Origin of the sequence: Chitinivorax sp. B (assembly GCF_005503445.1) — a bacterium.
In the GTDB taxonomy this organism is placed as follows: Bacteria; Pseudomonadota; Gammaproteobacteria; order Burkholderiales; family SCOH01; genus Chitinivorax.
Genome location: NZ_SCOH01000007.1, coordinates 22,864 through 44,197, shown reverse-complemented (window position 1 = coordinate 44,197; position 21,334 = coordinate 22,864). Strand labels below are relative to the sequence as shown.

Annotated in this window: 18 protein-coding genes and 1 tRNA gene; 4 read left to right on the top strand and 15 right to left on the bottom strand. The window is 49.6% G+C overall.

Annotated features, from left to right (window positions below):
• The first annotated feature begins 98 nt into the window (after nucleotides 1–98).
• Nucleotides 99–3,986, top strand: coding sequence for a response regulator (locus tag FFS57_RS06160; protein WP_171013669.1), 3,888 nt, complete (start codon nucleotides 99–101; stop codon nucleotides 3,984–3,986).
• 55 nt (nucleotides 3,987–4,041) lie between these two features.
• Here the strand turns inward: FFS57_RS06160 and purB are convergent, their stop codons facing one another.
• Nucleotides 4,042–5,412 (bottom strand): adenylosuccinate lyase, encoded by a 1,371-nt coding sequence (purB, locus tag FFS57_RS06155; RefSeq protein ID WP_137936889.1) that lies wholly within the window; start codon nucleotides 5,410–5,412, stop codon nucleotides 4,042–4,044.
• Here purB and FFS57_RS26085 point away from each other — a divergent pair.
• The gene (locus FFS57_RS26085; RefSeq protein ID WP_283204901.1) at nucleotides 5,411–5,542 is read left to right on the top strand and encodes a hypothetical protein; all 132 of its coding nucleotides are present in this window, start codon (nucleotides 5,411–5,413) and stop codon (nucleotides 5,540–5,542) included. The two genes, purB and FFS57_RS26085, sit on opposite strands and share 2 nt — an antisense overlap.
• 17 nt (nucleotides 5,543–5,559) lie before the next feature.
• Here FFS57_RS26085 and FFS57_RS06150 read toward each other — a convergent pair whose 3' ends face one another.
• The 7 genes from FFS57_RS06150 to FFS57_RS06125 form a co-directional block, all read right to left on the bottom strand.
• Nucleotides 5,560–6,024: a hypothetical protein gene (locus FFS57_RS06150; RefSeq protein ID WP_137936888.1), complete on the bottom strand. Its 465-nt coding sequence runs from the start codon at nucleotides 6,022–6,024 to the stop codon at nucleotides 5,560–5,562.
• A gap of 118 nt (nucleotides 6,025–6,142) precedes the next feature.
• Nucleotides 6,143–6,952: a glutamate racemase gene (gene murI, locus FFS57_RS06145; RefSeq protein WP_137936887.1), complete on the bottom strand. Its 810-nt coding sequence runs from the start codon at nucleotides 6,950–6,952 to the stop codon at nucleotides 6,143–6,145.
• 127 nt (nucleotides 6,953–7,079) lie between these two features.
• Entirely contained in the window at nucleotides 7,080–7,802 is a 723-nt protein-coding gene (locus FFS57_RS06140) for an amino acid ABC transporter ATP-binding protein (RefSeq protein ID WP_137936886.1), read from the bottom strand.
• Nucleotides 7,789–8,574: an amino acid ABC transporter permease gene (locus tag FFS57_RS06135; RefSeq protein WP_249383917.1), complete on the bottom strand. Its 786-nt coding sequence runs from the start codon at nucleotides 8,572–8,574 to the stop codon at nucleotides 7,789–7,791. Before FFS57_RS06135 ends, FFS57_RS06140 begins: the two co-directional genes overlap by 14 nt.
• 344 nt (nucleotides 8,575–8,918) lie before the next feature.
• The gene (locus FFS57_RS06130; protein ID WP_171013667.1) at nucleotides 8,919–10,121 is read right to left on the bottom strand and encodes a reprolysin-like metallopeptidase; all 1,203 of its coding nucleotides are present in this window, start codon (nucleotides 10,119–10,121) and stop codon (nucleotides 8,919–8,921) included.
• Nucleotides 10,024–10,827 (bottom strand): protease inhibitor BamI-like protein, encoded by an 804-nt coding sequence (locus FFS57_RS25145; protein ID WP_171013665.1) that lies wholly within the window; start codon nucleotides 10,825–10,827, stop codon nucleotides 10,024–10,026. The genes FFS57_RS06130 and FFS57_RS25145 overlap by 98 nt, the downstream gene beginning before the upstream one ends.
• Before the next feature lie 251 nt (nucleotides 10,828–11,078).
• A tRNA-Arg gene (locus FFS57_RS06125) sits at nucleotides 11,079–11,154 on the bottom strand.
• 149 nt (nucleotides 11,155–11,303) lie between these two features.
• Between FFS57_RS06125 and FFS57_RS06120 the strand changes: the two genes are divergently transcribed.
• Nucleotides 11,304–12,044: a c-type cytochrome gene (locus FFS57_RS06120; RefSeq protein ID WP_137936884.1), complete on the top strand. Its 741-nt coding sequence runs from the start codon at nucleotides 11,304–11,306 to the stop codon at nucleotides 12,042–12,044.
• A gap of 147 nt (nucleotides 12,045–12,191) precedes the next feature.
• Here FFS57_RS06120 and aroB read toward each other — a convergent pair whose 3' ends face one another.
• From aroB to FFS57_RS06085, 7 genes are read right to left on the bottom strand one after another with little or no spacing between them, the layout of a single operon-like run.
• Nucleotides 12,192–13,283, bottom strand: a complete 1,092-nt coding sequence (aroB, locus tag FFS57_RS06115) for a 3-dehydroquinate synthase (RefSeq protein ID WP_137936993.1) — start codon at nucleotides 13,281–13,283, stop codon at nucleotides 12,192–12,194.
• Entirely contained in the window at nucleotides 13,264–13,824 is a 561-nt protein-coding gene (gene aroK / locus FFS57_RS06110) for a shikimate kinase AroK (RefSeq protein ID WP_137936883.1), read from the bottom strand. The genes aroB and aroK overlap by 20 nt, the downstream gene beginning before the upstream one ends.
• A gap of 20 nt (nucleotides 13,825–13,844) precedes the next feature.
• Nucleotides 13,845–15,971: a type IV pilus secretin PilQ gene (locus FFS57_RS06105; protein WP_137936882.1), complete on the bottom strand. Its 2,127-nt coding sequence runs from the start codon at nucleotides 15,969–15,971 to the stop codon at nucleotides 13,845–13,847.
• Complete coding sequence (locus FFS57_RS06100; protein WP_249383916.1) at nucleotides 15,968–16,504, bottom strand: pilus assembly protein PilP; 537 nt, start codon at nucleotides 16,502–16,504, stop codon at nucleotides 15,968–15,970. The genes FFS57_RS06105 and FFS57_RS06100 overlap by 4 nt, the downstream gene beginning before the upstream one ends.
• Nucleotides 16,505–16,517: 13 nt before the next feature.
• Nucleotides 16,518–17,162, bottom strand: coding sequence for a type IV pilus inner membrane component PilO (locus FFS57_RS06095; RefSeq protein ID WP_137936881.1), 645 nt, complete (start codon nucleotides 17,160–17,162; stop codon nucleotides 16,518–16,520).
• On the bottom strand, nucleotides 17,159–17,752 hold the full coding sequence (locus tag FFS57_RS06090; protein ID WP_137936880.1) for a PilN domain-containing protein: 594 nt from the start codon (nucleotides 17,750–17,752) through the stop codon (nucleotides 17,159–17,161). The genes FFS57_RS06095 and FFS57_RS06090 overlap by 4 nt, the downstream gene beginning before the upstream one ends.
• Nucleotides 17,749–18,822 carry a pilus assembly protein PilM gene (locus FFS57_RS06085; RefSeq protein WP_137936879.1) on the bottom strand — a complete coding sequence of 358 codons (1,074 nt, stop codon included), beginning with the start codon at nucleotides 18,820–18,822 and terminating at the stop codon, nucleotides 17,749–17,751. Before FFS57_RS06085 ends, FFS57_RS06090 begins: the two co-directional genes overlap by 4 nt.
• A 177-nt stretch (nucleotides 18,823–18,999) precedes the next feature.
• On the opposite strand from FFS57_RS06085, the gene FFS57_RS06080 reads away from it, so the two are divergent.
• The gene (locus tag FFS57_RS06080; RefSeq protein ID WP_137936878.1) at nucleotides 19,000–21,300 is read left to right on the top strand and encodes a penicillin-binding protein 1A; all 2,301 of its coding nucleotides are present in this window, start codon (nucleotides 19,000–19,002) and stop codon (nucleotides 21,298–21,300) included.
• Nucleotides 21,301–21,334: the final 34 nt, after the last annotated feature.

Below are 21,334 nucleotides of genomic sequence, written 5' to 3'. Positions count from 1 at the left end.
ATTTTACTTGGCTATTATGCGATAGAGTTTTCTTATCGGATCATGTGTACGAAGCATCACCAAATGATGACGAATTAAGCTATATCAAAAGAATGACGATGGATGGACCTTCCCTGGTGCGGATCAAAGGTTTGCTGCCTGCGGTCATCGCATTTGCCATCAGTTTGGCAGCCACGCTGTTTTTTGCCAGTTATGCGCGGCAACAACAAACCACCCAGGCATCCGTACAATTCAACTATCAGGCCGAAAAGCTGGTTGAGGAAATTCGAGCCCAGCTACGCATTCATGCGCATCTATTACAGGGTGTACGCACCTTGTTCCTGACCAATCCATCGCCCAGTGCTGACGAATTCAAGCGTGCCTCCATGCTGGTAACACATGATAAGCAGGCTATAGGTATCCTCGGCCTGGGTTTTGCACGCCGGGTCAATCGACAAGATGTTGACGCTTTTCTGGACATCACCAGTGCCAAACTGGGTGCTCCCGTGACATTGAAGGTGCTCTCCCGTACCCAGGTTATTCGCCAGGAACACTACCTGGTCGAGTTTGCAGAACCCATTGAATCCCTACACTCGTCAATCGGCCTGGATTTTCGCAGTGAGCTGGCACGTCGAGCAGCAATCGAAAATGCCACTGCGTCCGGCTTGCCGACCATCTCTGGCCCCATACAGGTCGCGGAGGGGCGACATGAAATGACCGGGATCATCATGGTAGCCCCGGTTTATCTATCGGGTGTGGCACCTCCGTCATTATCACTGCGACAGTCAGAGGTCTATGGCTGGTTGTATCTACCGCTCAATGTAGATGCCATTGTTGAACAAGTGATCAAACTGCAGCATGGGCTGCTGGACTTTGAGATATTTGATGGCAGCATCATCAATGAACGTTACCTTGTCGTCAGCCATCAGCACGCCCAGCACCAGCCAACACGCGCTTCCTTGATACAGCCCACATTGGGTAACAAAAGAAGCGATGTGCTGAACCACACCGTGGTAGTGGATGTGGCTGGCAGAAAATGGACTATCCGTGTCACCGGGCAGGTAGGCGAGCAAGTCAGCCGCATTGGTACTTTGGGTTTGCCTGGCGCCATTCTGATCTTGGGCATACTGCTGAGTCTGTTACTGAGTGCAACCATTCATCTGATGATGACTGGCCGTACACGGGCACAGCGTTTGGCAGAGCATATGAGCCAAAATGCCAGAACCCAGGCCGAGCGCTTTATTCTGGCAGTGGAAGCGATCGGCGAAGGCATTTTCGAATGGCTACCGGAAACAGACCAGTTGTGGTTGGCCCCTTATTGGCAGGATTTGCTGAATTGTCATGCAAAGGAATTACCACTTTCGCTGTCTGAATGGCTGAGCCATTTTGAACCAGACCAGCAAGCCACGTTACAGTCCATGCTGAACTCAATGCGTACCCCAAGCCGAAACCGAGGGGAATGCATGGCTTGTCTGGGTAAAACAGACAACCTGACACGGACACTGCATATTTGTGCGCTGGCCGAACATAATGCCGATGGCAGTGTGCGACGCATTGTCGGTGCGGCCAAGGACATCACGGCAAAACTGGCAAGCGATGCAGCCCTGAGTGAACATGAACGTCGCCTGCAACTGACAATCGACTGTGCGGAACTGGGTACCTGGGATTGGCAACCACACATTGATGAGGTGATTTTTGCCGGTCGTTGGATGTCGATGCTGGGTTATGCCGAACACGAATTGCCACAAAAAAGCGCCACTTGGCTTCAGCTGATGCACCCAGAGGACAGACCAACAGCCGAAGCTGCCCTGCATGCACATTTCAGGGGGGAAATCGGTATCTATGCAGTACGTTTCCGCATGAAGACCAAGCAAGGGAACTGGAAATGGATTAACAGCATCGGAAAGGTGGTCAAGCGCGCTGCTGACGGTACCCCAACGCACATGCTAGGGATTCATGTCGATATTGACGAGATCAAACAACAGGAAATCGCCTTGGAAGCTGCCCGACAAGAAGCGGAAGCCGCCAGCCGGGCCAAATCGGAATTCCTGGCCAATATGAGCCACGAGATTCGAACACCAATGAACGCAGTGATTGGATTCTCCAACCTGTTGGCAGATACCCCACTCTCGACCGAACAACATGAATATACCGAAGCTGTTCGCACCGCCAGCGACGCCTTGCTGACCTTGATCAACGACATTCTGGACTTATCGAAAATAGAATCCGGCAAACTGGAGCTGGAAATCATCGAATTCGATCCTCGCCAGCTGCTGGAGAGCGTTATGGGAATGGCCGCCGAACGGGCACGCAGCAAAGGATTGGAGCTTACCCATTTGGTACAACCGTCTGTACCCTTCCGGTTGATTGGTGATCCAAGCCGCCTACGTCAGGTAGTACTGAATTTGGTCAACAATGCCATTAAATTCACCGAGCAAGGAGAAGTGACCGTTCGTGCGCAAGCAACACCATGTGAAGATTGTGCAGACAAGGTGTGCTTCAAAGTGACGGTCAGCGATACGGGTATCGGCATTCCGACTGCAATTCAACAAAGGTTGTTCAACCCGTTCAGCCAAGCCGATGCCTCCACCACACGCCGCTTTGGTGGCACTGGCCTGGGACTATCAATCTCACAACGACTGATTGATGCCATGCACGGTCAGATTGGGGTAGACAGTGAAGAAGGCGAAGGCTCGACGTTCTGGTTTGAAGTGCCATTAGCCTATACCAATCGACGGGTGTTACTTGTTCCGCCAGCAGATTTGGCGGGCAAACACTGTCTGGTAGTAGATGACAACCCGACAAATCGGGAACTGCTCACCTTGCAATTGGCTGAAGCTGGCATCACAGTTGAAGCACTGGAGGGTGGTGAAGCGGCACTGGCCCGACTCGCCATGCCAGAGGCCGATTTCCAGATGGCGGTGATTGATATGCAAATGCCCCATATGGATGGCGTGGAGCTAGGCCAGCATATCCGCAACATGCCTCGTTGGCGTAGCCTGCCCATGGTGATGGCCACGTCTCTGGCGATGCACGGCCATAGCCGGCTGGCAGCCGAATCCGGGTTTGATGGCTATATCACCAAGCCCATACGCCAGGAACAACTGCTGGAATGCTTACGATTAGTCCTCAACCGTCAGACCCGGCCAGAAGAAACTGGCTTGATTACCGCTCGCACGATTGCTGAGCAAGCTGCAGCGGCCATGCCTCACTTACTGCTGGTGGAAGACAACCCGGTCAATCAACGTGTTGCCACGCTGATGCTACAAAAACTTGGTTGCCGGATTGATGTTGCCAACAACGGCGCACAGGGACTGGATGCTGCAAGTCAGCACTCATACGATCTGATTTTCATGGACTGCCAGATGCCTGTCATGGATGGCTATCAAGCAGCTACAGAAATCCGCCGTCTCCCTCCACCAAACAGCTTGGTGCCCATCATTGCGTTGACAGCCAACGCGTTTGAATCCGATCGGCAGCGCTGTCTCGACGCTGGCATGAATGACTTTTTATCCAAACCTGTGACCCAACCAGCACTGGAAGGCGTGCTGAAACGCTGGTTCAACAGTATGAAACCTAATCGCATGGCCATAGCAACCCACACAACCACAACACTCGATTCCACCACAGATAACCATTCAACCCCAACTGGCACCTTGAATGTCGATCACGACCTGCAGGCCATGCACGATACTTTGGCGCAGCTGTCCCTTGAATTGGGAACGACCTTGGGCGATGAACTTCTAGCTGCTTTCAGACTCGGTTTGCAAGAAAGCATAGAACAGCTCGACAGCGCCACCCGATCTGGTGACCACTCGGCCATCTGCCGTGCCACACACCGACTGAAGGGTAGTGCAAGACAACTTGGGCTGGCCGTCACCGCTGACTTGGCTGAAGCCACTGAGCATGCCGCACGCGATGGCAATCTTCCTGCGGCAACATATTTATCCAATACGCTGACTCAACATTGCCAGGCTTTGCTTGAATACATCCCAGGTTCACCTTAAACAAAAGGCCCGATACACGGGCCTTTTGCTGACAACCTCCGTTAAAACGCTCCACTTACACGCGGCGAGCTAGTTCTGCAGCCTTGCCAAGGTAGCTCCACGGCGTCATGTCCAGCAACCGTTGCTTGGCCTCTTGCGGAATATGCAGATCCTGAATGAAAGCATGTAGCACATCCTTGCTGATGCCAGCCTTGCCACGAGTCAGCTCCTTCAGCTGTTCATATGGGTTGGGAACGCCATAACGACGCATGACGGTTTGAATCGGCTCGGCTAGTACTTCCCAGTTATCGCCCAGATCATCATGCATCAACTGCGGATTGGCCTCCAACTTACCCAGCCCACGCGCCAGAGCCACATAGCCCAGCATGGAGTACCCCAGTGCAACACCCATGTTGCGCAACACGGTTGAATCGGTCAAATCACGCTGCCAACGGCTGATCGGTAGCTTTTGCGACAGATGATTCAACAGCGCGTTGGCCATGCCCAGGTTGCCTTCGGAGTTTTCGAAGTCAATTGGATTGACCTTATGCGGCATGGTTGAGCTACCCACCTCACCCGCTTTGACCTTCTGCTTGAAGTAACCCAAGGAGATATAACCCCACACATCACGATCCAGATCGATCAGGATGGTGTTCGCACGGGCAATCGCGTCATACAGCTCAGCCATGTAATCATGCGGCTCAATCTGAATGGTGTAAGGGTTGAAAGTCAATCCCAGACTCTCTACAAACCGCTGCGCGAATGTCTCCCAGTCAAACGATGGATAAGCCGACAAGTGTGCATTGTAGTTACCCACTGCTCCATTGATCTTGCCAAGCAACGCGACAGAAGCAATCTGCTCGCGCTGTCGGCGCAAACGGTATACCACATTGGCCATTTCCTTACCCATTGTCGATGGGCTGGCGGGTTGGCCATGGGTACGGCTCATCATGGCCATATCGGCCAAGTCATGGGCCAGTTCGGTCAACTTGGCAACAATTGCATCCAGTTGCGGCAGTACAACTTGATCACGACCTGCTTTCAGCATCAAAGCATGAGAAAGGTTGTTGATGTCTTCCGACGTACAGGCAAAGTGAATGAATTCACTAGCCTTGATCACTTCTGGATTGTCAGACAAGCGCTCCTTCAACCAATACTCGATCGCCTTGACATCATGGTTGGTACGAGCTTCGATCGCTTTGACCTGGTCGGCATCCGTTTCGGAAAAATGAGCTACAACATAGTCCAGTTGCTCAATAGTGTTTTTCGAAAATGGTGCAATCTCAGCGATGGTGGGCTCGGCAGCCAATGCCTTCAACCACTCGACTTCGACCTTGATGCGGTTGTGGAACAGCGCATATTCGCTGAAATGCGGACGCAAGCCAGCAACTTGGGATTGATAACGGCCGTCCAGCGGCGAAAGGGCAGTCAGCGCGGAGAGGTTCATGGGGCTTCCCGATGTAGCAGAAAAGTCTTGGATTTTACCATGCTCATCCCCTACCCCACAGTTTGCAATGCCGATCAATCCACCGCAAAATGAAAAAGCGGCCAAAGGCCGCTATCAGCTTGGATTTTAAGCACCCATTTCCAAGAACTACTTGCGGTCCATATCCAATGTACCGGTATACACTTCATACTTGAAGTTGCCACGCAACTTACGGTCAACCAGCTTCAACATATACTCGGCATTGTTTTTGTGGCGCACCGTCAGTGTACCGTCTGTCTTGATCTCACTTTGCCATACCGGTTCGGTCAAATCACCAAACGGTGTGTCAAACCAAGTGGCTTCACCCATGATCTGGTTGCCGTTCACTGCGGTAATAGTCAAGGTTGCCTTACCAGAATGACCCAACCCATCCACAGTCCATTTACCTTGATAATCACCAACCCATTCACTTTGAACCACAGTTGAGACAGGCGCAGGTACAGCGGCCACAGATGCAGGCTCTGCAGGCTTTGACGCTGGTTGTTCGGCCATCGGGGTGGCGCATGCAGCCAGGGCCACGACAATTATGGCCAACAAGCCTCGTTGAGCAATCTGAACAACTAACGAATTCATGAACTCTCCTCTATTTCTGTTTCTACACGCTTAGACAGCAAATCAAGCGTGCTATCCAATACAGTCCATTTTTATGACTGATTATAAGCAAAAGACAATATGCAGGAACATTATGTTGTCAGTTCCACTTCACCATGTCGACATTGGATAAGGAACGACCCAGGAAACGCTCACCAATCGTCTGGAAACGCAATGGGATATCAGTCACATGAAAATGATAATGGGGCGCCTGCCGACTTGAATTAGCCAACTGCCGCTCCGACAATATCTGGGCAGTCTGCTCAGCCATGGCTGAAGCCGAATCCACCAATGCAATTTGTGGTCCGGCAACCTCTTGCAACAAGGGTTTCAACAATGGGTAATGGGTACACCCCAGCACCAACGTATCAATCTGCTCAACAAAAACAGGTCGCAAATACTCATGTGCCGTCATGCGGGTTACCGGATGATCCAACCAGCCTTCCTCAACCAATGGCACAAACAATGGACATGCTTGTGAAAACACCCGCACTCCCGGATTCAAACTGTGAATACTACGTGCGTAGGCGTTACTGTTGATCGTTGTCGGGGTGCCGATCACGCCGATCGCATTGGATTTTGACACCAAGACTGCATTACGCGCACCAGCCTCGATTACATCCAGCACGGGCACGTTCGCCATATCTCGTACGACATCCACCGCCACCGCCGCCATAGTGTTACAGGCAATGATCAACATCTTTACCTGTTTATCCAGCAAAAACTGGGTTATCTGACCTGTAAAATGGCGAATGGTATCCACGGATTTGACACCATAAGGTACCCGGGCTGTGTCACCAAAATAGACGATGTCTTCAAACGGTAGGCGCTCCATTAACGCTCGAACAACCGTCAAACCACCGACGCCGGAATCAAACACCCCGATCGGGGCGCTGGGATGCGGGGACATAAATTCACTTCAATGCTGGAAAGCGCGCATCATACACCTGCCGCTTTATGGCTCATAGCACTGGTCTGTAAATGAAAAATGCCCGGGCGATGTAGCCGGGCATTGGGTCAATTCATGAACAACCGTCTTACAGTACCTTGCTGAGAAAATCCCGAGTCCGCTCATTTTGGGCAGCCCCGAAGATCTGATCAGGCGAGCCCTGTTCCATAATCACTCCCTGATCAATGAAGAACACCCGATCAGCGACTTCCTTGGCGAAGCCCATTTCATGGGTCACGATTACCATGGTCATGCCCTCTTCGGCCAAACTCTTCATCACGTCCAGCACTTCACCTACCATTTCCGGATCCAACGCAGAAGTCGGTTCGTCGAATAGCATGACTTTTGGGCGCATTGCCAGGGCACGAGCAATTGCCACTCGTTGCTGCTGCCCCCCAGATAACTGATTTGGATAGGCATCAGCCTTATTGGACAAACCTACTTTGACCAATAACTCCTTTGCTCGATTGACAGCCTCGTCACGCGATACTTTTCGAACAGTCATTGGCGCCAAGCAAATGTTGTCCAATACAGTCATATGCGGAAACAGATTGAAACGCTGAAACACCATGCCCACATCTTCACGAAACTTGTTGATGTCGGTCTTCGGGTCATGCACAGAGACACCATTCACCACGACCTCCCCACCAGAAATCTCCTCCAGTGCGTTGATACAGCGAAGAAATGTACTCTTACCAGAACCGGACGGCCCAATCACACAAACCACTTCTTTTTCTGCGATCTCACAATTGATGCCGCGCAGCACCTGGACCTGGCCATAGGCCTTTTGCAAACTTTTAACGTGAATCACCTTTGCCGTACCTCTTTTCCAGGTGGGAAACAAACGCGGACATCAACAGCGTCATGATCAGATAAATAAACGAAATCGCCAGATAGGGCTCCCAATAGCGGGAATAGGCACCCGCCACTGTTCGTGCGGCATAAGCCAGCTCGGCAAGACCTATCGCGGAGATCAATGAAGAATCCTTCAACAACATGATTGCCTCGTTGCCCAATGGCGGCAACATGCGGCGGAACGCTTGCGGCACCACGACATGGTACATAGTCTGCAGGTAGTTCATGCCAAGGCTACGAGATGCTTCTGTCTGACCCTTATCCAGGCTTTGGATACCAGCACGGAAGATTTCGGAAATGTAAGCACCCGCATTCAAACTCAATGCCACGATCCCAGACAGGAAAGCACCATATTCTTGCTTGATATGCCTCGCCGTATCACCGGTAAACAACAATCCATCGGTCGGATGAATCAGCATTGGCATCAATGCGAAATGAATCAACAATATCTGCACAAACAACGGTGTGCCACGAAAGAAAGTGACATAGGCCGACGCCGGCAAACGAAGCAAATATTTGACTGGGTATTTCCACGGGCCATGTTTGACCTCACCCAATCGAGCCATGCCGGAAAGCAAACCCAGAACGGTTCCACAGACGACGCCAATCAACGTGACCATCAAGGTCATCTTGATACCGTCCAAGAATAACGGGGCGTATTCCACTAGGATACGCCAACGGAAATCGACGCCAAGCATCGAGAAAAAGCTATCTAAAAACGAAGCCATGTTGCGAGAGTCCCCTCCGAACTATTGTTTCATTTTATGCGCGGGATTCGACTTCAGAATGTCGCAGTTGCGACATATTGATTCAGCCTATCACGCAGTCACGTCAACATGAACAACCGATCATATCGACCTGCGCATAGATACAACAGTACGGGTTATCGGCAATGTCAGAATAAAAATCGGGCTTTGGCCCGCAGAGCGGAACAGTATAACAGGACATGTGCGCTCGTCAGGGGCATGAAATATAGCAGCATTCTTTGGGAGTCTTGCATCATTCAAACTAAATCATTCAACAGAAATGAAAAAAGGCCGGACAAGCCGGCCCAACCAGAGGAGACAACAGACTATCTAATAGTGAACCGCAACGAAGTCAGACTCGATTTCATGCCGCTGTACGCGTAGCTACCCGGCTCAACAATGCGGCCAGCCACTTTGATAGTGAGCACACCACTTGCTCCTGCCAAGGTGGTGCACCGAAATACACCGTTACTACCAACAGCGCACTTTGCTTTCGCATCCGTGCTACCAATACTTGCATTGGTTATGGCTCGCCCCGTGTTGCGATCAACCACGATCCCCGCTAGCGTAACTTGCACTGGCTGTGTTGGCGCTGCCGTCCTGAATTCGGAAATCACCTTTATATTCAGCTGTAAAGTCCGCGCAACGTTGGCTTGTGACGACCCACACGCTTGATTTGCACAAGTCTTCAGGTTTGGATTGGAATACACACCGACCTTCGGCCATTGATAGCTCATCACATCACCGAATTTACCTACCACGCCATAACCGTAGGAATCTTGGTAAGCCCCTTTGCCATTACCCGCATTAGCTACATCATGAACAGCCCCAAAGTTGTGCCCAACCTCATGTGCCAAGGTTGTGTCATCGCAATAATAGTTACTGGCCTTATCGCGTCCATCAGACACCACTGAATAAGCATAACCTTTTTGTGCAGGCAACAAATCGGGTCGCAAATTAGCCCCAAGTACATAACCCACACCGCAGCTCCCACCCGATTTGGTGTAACTGAATGGACGTAGGAAAGTCACCAGGTCGGCACCAACCTTGGTTCGCAATGCTTCAACACCAGCAAATGGGCCACGATTACCTTGCAACTCAACCAAGGCAGTTCCATTGTTGTTGTCAGCATAAGCAACTTCTTTCTGCATGACTGGACGCAACTTGCCAGCAACTTGACTATCCGCCAGTGCCCGGTTGGCAATGGCAAAAATGTTCTGAATTCGGGTCACATAGGCCGAGTCACCCAGCGACTGGCGAAATGACAATGAAAACAACACCAACACGTCAACAGTTGCCCCTGTATTCGTGCTGTTAGTCGGTACAAGCTGACTGATAGGTGCAGTTGCAACCGAGCCCTGCATGGACTTAACTTGCTCTACCAGATTGGCAGCGGCGGTTGTCGGTGCAGTCAAATCATAGTGACGCTGCTCAGCGGATTGGTAGCCTGTTTGCTTTAACGTCCACCAGATAGGTACGACCAGACTCCGTTTCCAGGCGATAAATTGTTTCAGGTGTAGTAATGACACCAAATGTCGCATCGGGCCCCATGGTAAGGGTTGCCTGATAAGCTCTGCCGTCATCACGCGAATAGCCATACCAATCCACCGCACCTTCGTGACCAACTTCCCGGCCCGTAAACACCAGCGGCAATTTGCGACCATTTGGCAATGGTAACTGAATTACGTCATTTTCCTGGGCATTCAGCAGCGTATTCAATGCCATATTCACTTGGTACATGCCTGGCCTTACTGCAATGGGGCGCCCACGCTTGTCAGTCAGATAACCAACCACGTCGCCCTGTTTTTGCTCAAACTGGGCTGGTTTACCTGGACGCATTGCCAATTTATCGCCAACAGACTCCACAGTGTAGTCAATCGCGTTATATCGGATCGAACCCACAAATACCTGGCCATCGAAGCGGAGTGTCACTCTTGCGCGAACATCACCAGCCAAATACCCGCGCCAAAAGGCCACGCCATTAATCAGATTTGTATGAGACTCATGCACGATGATCTTCTTACCGAGCAATGGAAAATTTACCGCAAAAGATTCACCAGGCTGCATGGCAAACAGAGCCTGGCTTGGCAATACGAATCCCGCATTGAATACAATGCCATCCTGTGAGATTTCAGTCGCCACAGGCGCACGGTGAGCAGCCACCGGAGTACCTATCAACAACAGCGACATTGCCATCAATGCACTAACTCGATGAGGAATCTGCTTGCAGAACATGGCGTCCGTCTCCGTTAATTGATTCAACCACGGGACGAACTATAAATTAGTTAATTAGAAAATTCTAATATTTTGTTAGATATATTGGTTAATCCAATCATTGACTTAGGCCATTCCCCCTTAACTCGGCAACAGACATTGATATAGGTATAGGAGCATATAAGACCATGCCGCCACCACTCGGACTACGCTCATCAGAAATAAAACAAAGAATTGTATGGAACAGATAAGGTAAACAACTTTGAGATGGCTGGCGCGCCTGGCGCGAGTCGAACGCGCGACCTTTGGCTTCGGAGGCCAACGCTCTATCCACTGAGCTACAGGCGCCTGCCGGCTTGGGGTTGATATCCCGAGCGAGGGCGTAAGAATAGCGGTTTTTTTTCTACCCGTCTACGCCGGTCGTTTGTCCGCATGACTTTTAAGGCTATAATCAGCCTATTTTGTTTGCGGGTTTTCCATAAGGGACGGATAGTCAGATGAGCAACATGTCGCCAAAAAAACTCATAGGCATTATCGTAGCTAGCTTTGTTATTCCGGTTGTATCGATTTACCTGTTGGTCAAACTTGTCAGCAGTGTTAGCTCGGGCAGCCCGGATATAGGCAGCCTCGCCATGTCAAATGAAGCCATTACAGCTCGCATTCAACCAGTTGGCGTTTCGAAGGCCAGTGTCCCGATTCCGGCTGGCTCTCGCTCCGGCGAACAGGTTTATATCGCCATTTGCGCCTCCTGTCATGCTACCGGCGCCGCCAACTCCCCCAAAATGGGTGATAGTGCAGCATGGGCATCGCGGATTAGCACAGGCTTCCAGACCTTAATTGACCATGCAGTTAAAGGCTTCAATGCCATGCCCGCCCGCGGTGGCTCACCAGATCTAACCGATGACGAAGTTGCACGCGCAGTGGCCTACATGGCCAATAAATCTGGTGCAAGCTTCACCGAACCTAAAATAGCAGTAGGCGCAACCGCAACATTCGATGTTTCGCAGGCCAAGCAAGTAGTCGACACGGTTTGTAGTACTTGTCATGCAGCAGGTGTTGCCGGTGCGCCAAAGCTTGGTGACAAAGCATCATGGGCGCCACGCATCTCAGGTGGTATGGAAACCTTGATTACAAGCGCCATCAAAGGCAAAGGTGCAATGCCAGCTAAAGGTGGCTACAGCGGCTCTGATGAAGAATTCAAAGCTATCGTGGAATACATGGTTGATCTAGCCAAGTAGGGCAGGTCTATGACCCACCAATAAAAAAGCGTGAGTTTCATCTCACGCTTTTTTATTGGTCACAATCCATTTCACCTGGAATAAATCCGCCACTTAGTAGCACTCAGCATTTTGAACCGTGAAACTAACGTGTGCTGCCTTGAACAGTCAAACGGTGCAATACTCAATTGCATCAGACAAGACATCCGCAGGAACATCTGCTCGTAGAACCGCACGACCAATTGCCTCAATCAATACGAAACGAATCTTTCCTGCCTCTACCTTCTTATCATGCGCCATCAACGACATATATCTATCCACACCAAGTCTGGGTCCCCGAATAGGAAGATTGCAACGCTGTATTAACGCTTCAACTCTATGAGTAGCCTCCATACTCAGCATACCCATTCTCGCTGATACATGAGCTGCCATAACCATACCGGCAGCAACTGCCTCACCATGCAGCCAAGTACCAAATCCCAATCCAGCTTCGATGGCATGCCCAAAGGTGTGTCCAAGGTTCAGCAATGCCCGGATATCATTTTCCTTTTCATCTTGCTCGACAATAGCTGCTTTGTCAGAACAAGAGCGGTGAATTGCATACCTCAATGCAATTGGATCACGTCTCATCAGCATTTCGACATTGGATTCCAGCCATTCGAAAAATGGGTAGTCCCCCAATACGCCATACTTTACAATTTCAGCCAATCCAGCAGACAACTCACGATTTGGCAACGATCTCAGTGTATCGATGTCTGCAATGACCGCATTGGGCTGATAAAACGCACCAATCATGTTCTTACCAAGTGGATGGTTAATAGCCGTTTTACCGCCAACCGATGAATCCACCTGTGCCAGCAATGTGGTAGGTACTTGAATGAATGGAACACCACGTTGATAGGTAGCTGCAGCAAAACCTGTCATGTCACCAATCACACCTCCACCTAATGCAATGATAGGTGTTTTGCGCTCACAAGCATTCTGAAGAAGGCCATCAAAGATGCTATTGAGGGTTTCCCAGTTTTTATAGCTCTCACCGTCAGGCAGAACGATCGAAACAGTCTCACAACCAATTGCCGCCAACGTTGACGTCAGCACTGTCAGATAAAGTGGTGCGACAGTCTCATTGGAAACAATCACTGCGCGGCGCTGTGAACCCATAGCACGACGAAAGATTTCTTGATTACTCAATAGGCCCGTTCCAATGTGAATGGGATAACTATGCCCCATCAAATGCAAGTCAAGTGTCTGTTGTGTCATGCGGCTTTCTACCGGAAAGACGTGCCAGCCTGCGCTCAATCGAGGTCGCCAAACTATGCACATTATGATTGGCTGTATCAATGACCAGATCCGCCACATCCTTATACAAAGGATCTCGCTCCTTCAGCAAGGCTTCAAGCCGTGCTCTCGGATTATCGGTACGTAACAATGGGCGATTCTTATCGTGCAGCGTTCTCTCCAGTAGATCATTGACCGTTGCACTGAGATAAATTACCACCCCATGTTTTCGCAAGGCTGCACGATTCTCGGGTTTTAGTACGGCACCACCGCCAGTTGCCAGAACAATGTTGGGATAAGTGACCAATTCTGCAATCACCTCTTGCTCGCGGCTACGGAATCCCGCTTCCCCTTCGATCTCAAAGATAGTAGGAATGCGCACACCTGTGCGCGCCTCTATCTCATGATCGGAATCGATGAACTCATGATGCAATCGCCGCGCCAAGACACGTCCCACGGATGTCTTACCGGCCCCCATCATACCCACCAAAAAAATATTGCCTGCCATTTTCATGGCAGGCATTGTAACGAAATCACGCAAGATTAGCGAAGCGACAATGTCTCATCCAGAATCTTCGGCGTAATGAAGATCAACAATTCTGACTTGTTATCCTTCTTCTTGGTACTCTTGAAGAGGTTACCAAGAATTGGAATATCAGACAGGAATGGTACCTTGGACTGTGTATCTTCTGCATCCTGCTCATAGATACCACCAATAATTGCTGTATCACCGTTCCCGACCAGGACGGTAGTGAACACACGCTTATTATTGATTACAAAGTCATCGAAGCCTGCAACGCTACCCACCTGGTCCTTCTTGATTTCCAAATCCATGGAAATCTTGCCATCAGGCGTAATGCGCGGTGTAACTTCCAGACTCAACGCAGCATTTTTAAAGACGATGGTTGTCGTTGTCACGTTATTTGTCGATGTGACAGTTCGATACGGGATTTCTGTTCCCTGTTCAATTTTAGCTTTTTGGCGATCACCCGTTACGACACGCGGGCTGGATACGACTTTACCTTTCTTGTCGGTTTCCATTGCCTGCAACTCAAGATTCAAAAGTATGCCACGCGCAGCATTCAATACGGCAACACCTAGCGTACCGCCTGCAGTTGTAGTCGATGCCAGAGGCAAATTCACCATCGTGTCACCTGCAGACGGAATTGTACCGTTGTTCGCTAAGTTGGTAGCACTAGAAGAATTACCTGAAATGCCTGTTTTGGTTGAATTCTTGATGTTTTGACCTTGCAGGCCCAACTTCACACCAAGCTCACGACCAAAGTTGTCATCCGCAACAACAATTCTGGCCTCAATCAATACCTGACGAGCCGCTACGTCCACCTTGTTTATCAAAACACGTAATTCTTCTAGGCGTGAAGGAATATCCTGGATGAACAACGTATTGGTTCGAGTATCAATAACTGCACTACCACGCTTGGACAACAGTTTCTGCTTATCATCCTGCAGAATCTTTTGGAAAGCCTCTGCATTGTGATATTTAAGTTGGAAAGTTTCGGTGCGCAACGGCTCGAGTTCGGACAACTCTTGTTTAGCAGTCAGCTCAGCTTTTTCTTTGGCGGCCAGCTCATCACGTGGGGCAATCCAAACAACATTGCCATTCTTGCGCTGATCCAAACCACGACTCTGCAGAATAATCTCCAGCGCTTGATCCCAAGGCACGTCCTTCAAACGCAGTGTCAGATCACCTTTCACAGTGTCACTGGTAATAATATTAAGGCCAGTAAACTCTGCGATTACCTGAAGAACTGTACGCACCTCTACATTCTGGAAATTCAGAGACAATTTGTCGCCTTTGTAACCCAGTTTGCTACCTTGTGTCAGGCGAGTTGGATCTTCAACAACTGGTTTGACATCAACAACAAATTGATTATCAGTCTGGTATGCTGAATATTCCCACAGCCCCTTGGGCTCAATCACCAACTTGGTGTTTCCCCCTTGCGACAATGCATCAATACGCTGCACTGGGGTTCCAAAATCCGTTACATCCAGGCGACGCTCAAGCTCACGTGGTAACTTGACCTTCAGCAGTTCGACAATCAAAGACTTGCCTTGCTGACGAATGTCGATCCCCGCATTGCCACTGCGCAAATCGACTACCACCTTGCCCTCACCTTCTCGGCCACGGCGGAAATCGATTTTCTGAATCGTATTAGGACCTGCAGTCGAAGCAGCTGAACTTGCCGTTGATGATGAAAATTGAGTTGATACGTTGACAGACTGATTTCCCCCAGCAACATTCGAGAGGGTAAGATACAGCTGATTTCCTTCGGTGCGCGTTTCGTAATTGGCTGCTTTGTCCAAGTTCAACACAACACGGGTACGACCTGTCACTTCAACAACATTGACGCTACGCAACACTCCAGCACCAACATCGACGTTGTTTTTACCAATACGATTTGACGTATTTGGAAAATCCAATGCAATACGAGGCGGGCTATTGACTGCAAAACTGGCAGGTGCCGTTGCTGCTGCATCCATCGTAAATTTCACCACGACCTTATCGCCGACCTGTTGCGATACGTCGATGGACTTGATTGCGTTTGCGACCAAATCGGCAGCAATCGCCCCCCCAACCTTCGTCAGGAGCGTTAGTCCAATCAACGCACGAGCAACGCAGGCAATCCATCTGCGATTACTTCTTATCATTTTTTTTGCTCCTGTTGTTGCTCATCAAGCGCAATGGCACTGGCTCGTTCAACCCAGTCTCCATTGCTATCTTCGACGATTTCCTTAATTTTCACTTCAGATTCAGTCACGCCGGTGATCAAACCGAAATTCTGCCCAATGTAGTTCCCCGTCTTGACACGGTACATGGTGTTGTCCGGGGTTTTGATCAACGCATAAATTACACCTGTACGGGATAGCGTACCGACCATTTTGAGCTTCTCAAGATCAAAGGACTCCAATGGCTCTTTAGGACGATTGGTATCAGGAGCAAACGCACTGGCTTTGCTCTTATCCATCTTGAGCTTTATGGCGCTAAACGGATCAGTCAGATTGAATGCTTCATAAGCATAGGGCTCATAAGGCTTCACTTCTGGTAATGGCTCGACCTTGCCACGAAGATTTCTGCTGCTTTCATCCATCCAAGTCTTCAAGTCACCAAATTCCTCACCGGCACATCCCGCCAGCACAGAACCAAGAAACAGCATCGGCCAAATCAGATATTGTTTATTCATGATTTATCAGCCCTCACTTGTTCTTCTTCTTGTCAGCCTCGGCCTTTTTCACTGCCAAAGCCTCTTCTGGGTCTAGATAACGATAAGTCTTTGCCAATGCACTCAACACCAAAGGATAGTCTTTTCGCTCCTTTGGATCGATTGGAACAGCAATGTTGATATTATTGAGTGTAACAATTCTGGATAGCTGGGCAATATCACTGGCAAACGCTGAAAAGTCGTGGTAATTCCCACCCACACGAATCTCAACAGGTAATTCTGCCATTTCTGCAGTCTTGATCTCAGCCCCAGGCTTGAAGAGCAGAAACTGGAGGCCTCGCCCCAGGCCCACCTGGTTAACTTCTGTCAACAAGGAGTCAATCTCCGACTTTTTCGGTAGCTGTTTTAGCATCGCGCCGAAACTCTGTTCAATCTCAAGCAATTGCTGCTTATATGCATCCAGATTGATCGCCTTACCTTTTTTATCTAGGTAGGTCGTCTTCAACTGCTCTTCTTCTGCACGCCCCGCATCCAATTGCTCCAGTTGAGGCGCCCAGACTTGCCAATAGCCAAGACCCACAGCAATCAACAAGATAAGTAACAAACTACCCAATTGCACCGGTAGTGGCCAATTGCCCGCATCTTTCGGGTCAAGTTGTCTTAACTCGTCCAGTGTCATTTTTTCACTTCCTTGGCTTTAGCATCACCGGGCTTTTGATCAGTATCAGCTTGACGTTTCAACTTAGAGTTCATGGTGAACTCATTCAAACGCTGATTCTCAATCGTCATTGCCTTGATCTGCTCCAAATTCGGCATCTCAAACGCAGGAGTATCATTAAGGGCGCGCATAAGCGTAGAAACCCGTGCATTTGACAACGAGTAGCCAGTCAACGTGACAACGTCATCATTCTGCTTGATTTCCTTGTAGTAAATACCGTCTGGAGTTTGCCGAGTGATTTGATCCAACATGCGAACGACTTCACTTCGATTGGCTTGCAGCTTCTCAATCACTTTTTTGCGGTCAAGCAGATCCTTACGTTTGGCTTTAAGGACTTCGATCTCACTGATTTCGCGATCAAGTCTTGCAATCTCAGCTTTTAGAAAGTCATTACGCGCTGTTTGAGTATTTAGTCGCTCCTCAAGCAACGTATATCCAGCCAGCACAATCAAAACACCGGCAATGACAGTGAATCCAATGATCGCAGCAAAGCGTTGGGCTCGTGCTTTTCGTTTTGCCTCGCGGTGAGGTAATAGGTTAATGCGTATCATGCGTCGAACCTCCGCATGGCAAGGCCGCAGGCAATTAAGAGAGATGGCGCATCAATGAGTAACTGTCGCGGCTTGATACGACTTGACTGAGTCATATTCAGGAATGGGTTGGCAATCATAGTACCAACCTGGGTACGGTTCGCCACGACCTCATCCAAGCCATGGATGCTGCCACAGCCACCCGCCAACAGAATATGATCAACTTTATTGAACTGAGTCGAAGTAAAGAAGAACTGAAGTGCACGAGAGACCTCCAATGCTAAACCGTCCATGAACGGTTGTAGCACTTCAGGTTCATAGTTTTCAGGTAAACCACCACTTCGCTTGGCAGCTTCTGCCTCATCGGAGGACAAGTTATAGCGACGCTGAATATCTTGCGTCAGTTGGTTACCACCAAAAGCTTGTTCGCGGAAATAGATTTGTTGGCCATCACGGAGTACGTTGATATGCATCATAGTCGCACCGATATCCACCACGGCAACGATCTGATTTGCCCCTTCACCCGGCAATTGTCGCTTGATCAAATCATATGCTGTCAGCGTAGCATAAGACTCAACATCCATGACAACAGCCTTAAGGCCTGCAGACTCGACGGCACCGACACGGTCCTCGACTTTCTCTTTGCGGGATGCGGCGACCAAGACCTCGACTTCGTCTGGTGCTGCTGGCGAGGGTCCAAGCACCTGAAAATCCAGATTCACCTCATCCAGAGCGAAGGGAATATACTGGTTTGCTTCAGTTTCGACCTGAAGCTCCATTTCGTTCTCATTCTGACCAGCAGGAATGGTGATCTTCTTAGTGATCACAGCCGCCGCCGGCAATGCCAGCGCCACATTCTTGATGCGAGTCCCCATCAAGCGCCAAGCGCGCTTGACCGCATCCCCTACCACTTCCAGATTAGCAATATTGCCGTCGGAGACCGCATCCTTGGGCAACTGTTCAATGACATATCGCTCAATGCTGTACGCTTTACCGTTATGCGTCAGCTCTACCATTTTCACGGCAGACGAGCTAATGTCTACGCCAATCAGAGGAGGAGAGTTCGGTTTCAGAAAGTCGAGGAATTTCAAACCGTTTTTCCTTTTTCTAATAAGTTATTAGCATTAGATTATGCTAATCTGGTTCAACTGTAGCAGTAAGAAAATGTCATGTAAAGTATCAACTGGCTTCTTTTAAACCCTGTTCCTGCCTATAATTTCGCTCAACATCTGTCTAAACAACTACATCTAGTAGAATTCTTTTCTCTCATGTCAAAACGTTGGATCACATATCCACTTGCAGCCCTGATCGGTCTGCTCGTGTTAGCAGTTGGTGTCGTGGGCGTGTTGATCGCTATTACATACCCCCGGCTTCCCTCACTTGAGACGATTACCGACTACCGACCAAAGATTCCATTGCGCATATATACACGTGATGGAGTACAAATTGGCGAATTCGGTGAGGAACGGCGCGCATTTGTCAAAATCGAGAATGTACCATTGCTCATGAAACAAGCCGTTCTTGCAGCCGAAGACGAGCGGTTCTATGAACACGGTGGCATCGATTACATCGGCATTACCCGTGCTGCCCTATCTAACTTGGCCTCTACACAATTGCGCCAAGGCGCGAGCACCATCACCCAACAAGTTGCCAAGAATTTCTTCCTCTCTGGCGAACGCACCTTCAGCCGCAAGTTCAACGAAGCTCTGTTAGCTTTCAAGATTGAACATAATTTGAGCAAAGACAAGATTCTTGAACTGTACTTCAATCAAATTTATCTGGGCCAACGGGCGTATGGCTTTGCAGCGGCCGCCCAGACTTACTTTGGCAAAAACCTTGATCAACTGAGTATTGCTGAAATGGCGATGCTTGCCGGCTTGCCAAAGGCACCCTCTTCGTACAATCCGGTTGCCAACCCCAAACGGGCCAAACAACGTCAGGAATATGTGATTCGCCGTATGCGCGAGTTGAAGTTCATCAATGATGAGCAACTGGCCCAAGCGAAAGAAGAAAAGCTGTATGTACAACGTAGCCCAGTCAATTTCCACTCAGACGCATTGTATGTAGCCGAGATGGTTCGACAGGTCATGTATGACCGCTATAAAGAGGCGGCCTACACCCAAGGCTTCAAGGTCTATACAACCGTCGACAAGACCCATCAGGATGCGGCATATGTGGCGGTTCGAAAAGGCTTGCAAGACTACGACCGTCGCCACGGTTATCGGGGCCCAGAAGGAATCGTTGAATTACCAACTGATGCCTCGGATGACCTTCTTGAGGACGAATTGCAAAAGGTGAACGATGCTGGTGATTTGGTGCCCGCTATCGTGTTGTCTGCAAATGTGAAATCCATCTCAGCTCACCTAAAGAACGGCGAAACAGTCTCAATTACTGGAAATGGGCTGAAATTTGCACAACGGCACCTGACTGACAAAGTCAACCCAGCCAACAAAATCACCCGAGGTGCCATCATTCGTGTCCAAAGAGATGACAAAGGCAATTGGCTGGTTACGCAGCTCCCCCAGGTGGAGACAGCTTTCGTAGCCGTAGACCCAAATAGCGGTGCAATTCGAGCCCTGATTGGCGGATTTGATTACAGCCGCAACAACTTCAACCATGTCACGCAAGCATGGCGACAGCCAGGTTCCAGCTTCAAGCCTTTCATTTACTCTGCGGCCATCGACAAGGGTTTCACCCCACAATCGATCATCAACGATGCACCACTGTCCATTGATCCATCAACTATTGGTGGACAACATTGGGAACCGAAAAATTATGATGGCTCATTCAGTGGGCCAATGACACTACGTAATGCGCTGACCAAATCCAAGAATCTGGTATCGATTCGAATTCTGATGGCGATCACACCACAATACGGCCAGGAATACATCACCCGTTTTGGTTTTGATCCAAAGAACCACCCGCCTTACTTGACCATGGCATTGGGTGCGGGCTCGGTTACGCCACTTCAGATGGCAGGTGGCTATTCTGTGTTTGCAAACGGAGGTTATCGTGTTACGCCTTACTTCATTGATCGCATTGAAGATGGCAAAGGTAATATTCTGGCCAAGACACAGCCTGAAGAAGCCGGGAAAAATGCCAAACAAGTGATCGACCCACGAAATGCTTTCATCATGACATCGATCATGTCTGATGTCGTACGTCGAGGAACGGCGGCCAAGGCCATGACCCTGGGACGTACAGATCTTGCAGGTAAAACAGGCACGACCAACGACCAATTTGATGCATGGTTTGCTGGATTTCAGCGGAATCTGGTTGCTGTGGCATGGATGGGCTATGATCAACCTAAGTCATTAGGCAATGCTGAAACCGGTGGTCAGGCAGCCCTGCCGATCTGGATCAATTACATGGGCAAGGCACTGAAGAACGAGCCAGAATTCAAACCATCCGTACCCGATGGCGTAGTAGCACGTTCAATGGACACCGAAACCGGCACTGTAGTCGACTACTTCTATGAGGAGTTCCAGCAAACCAATCCGAATTTGGGCATTGATAGTGGCACTTCACCTGCCCAGGTGCAGGATGAAGTAAAGGATATGCTGTTCTAGCAAGATCAAGCCCTTGAAACAGCTGCTTCTCAAT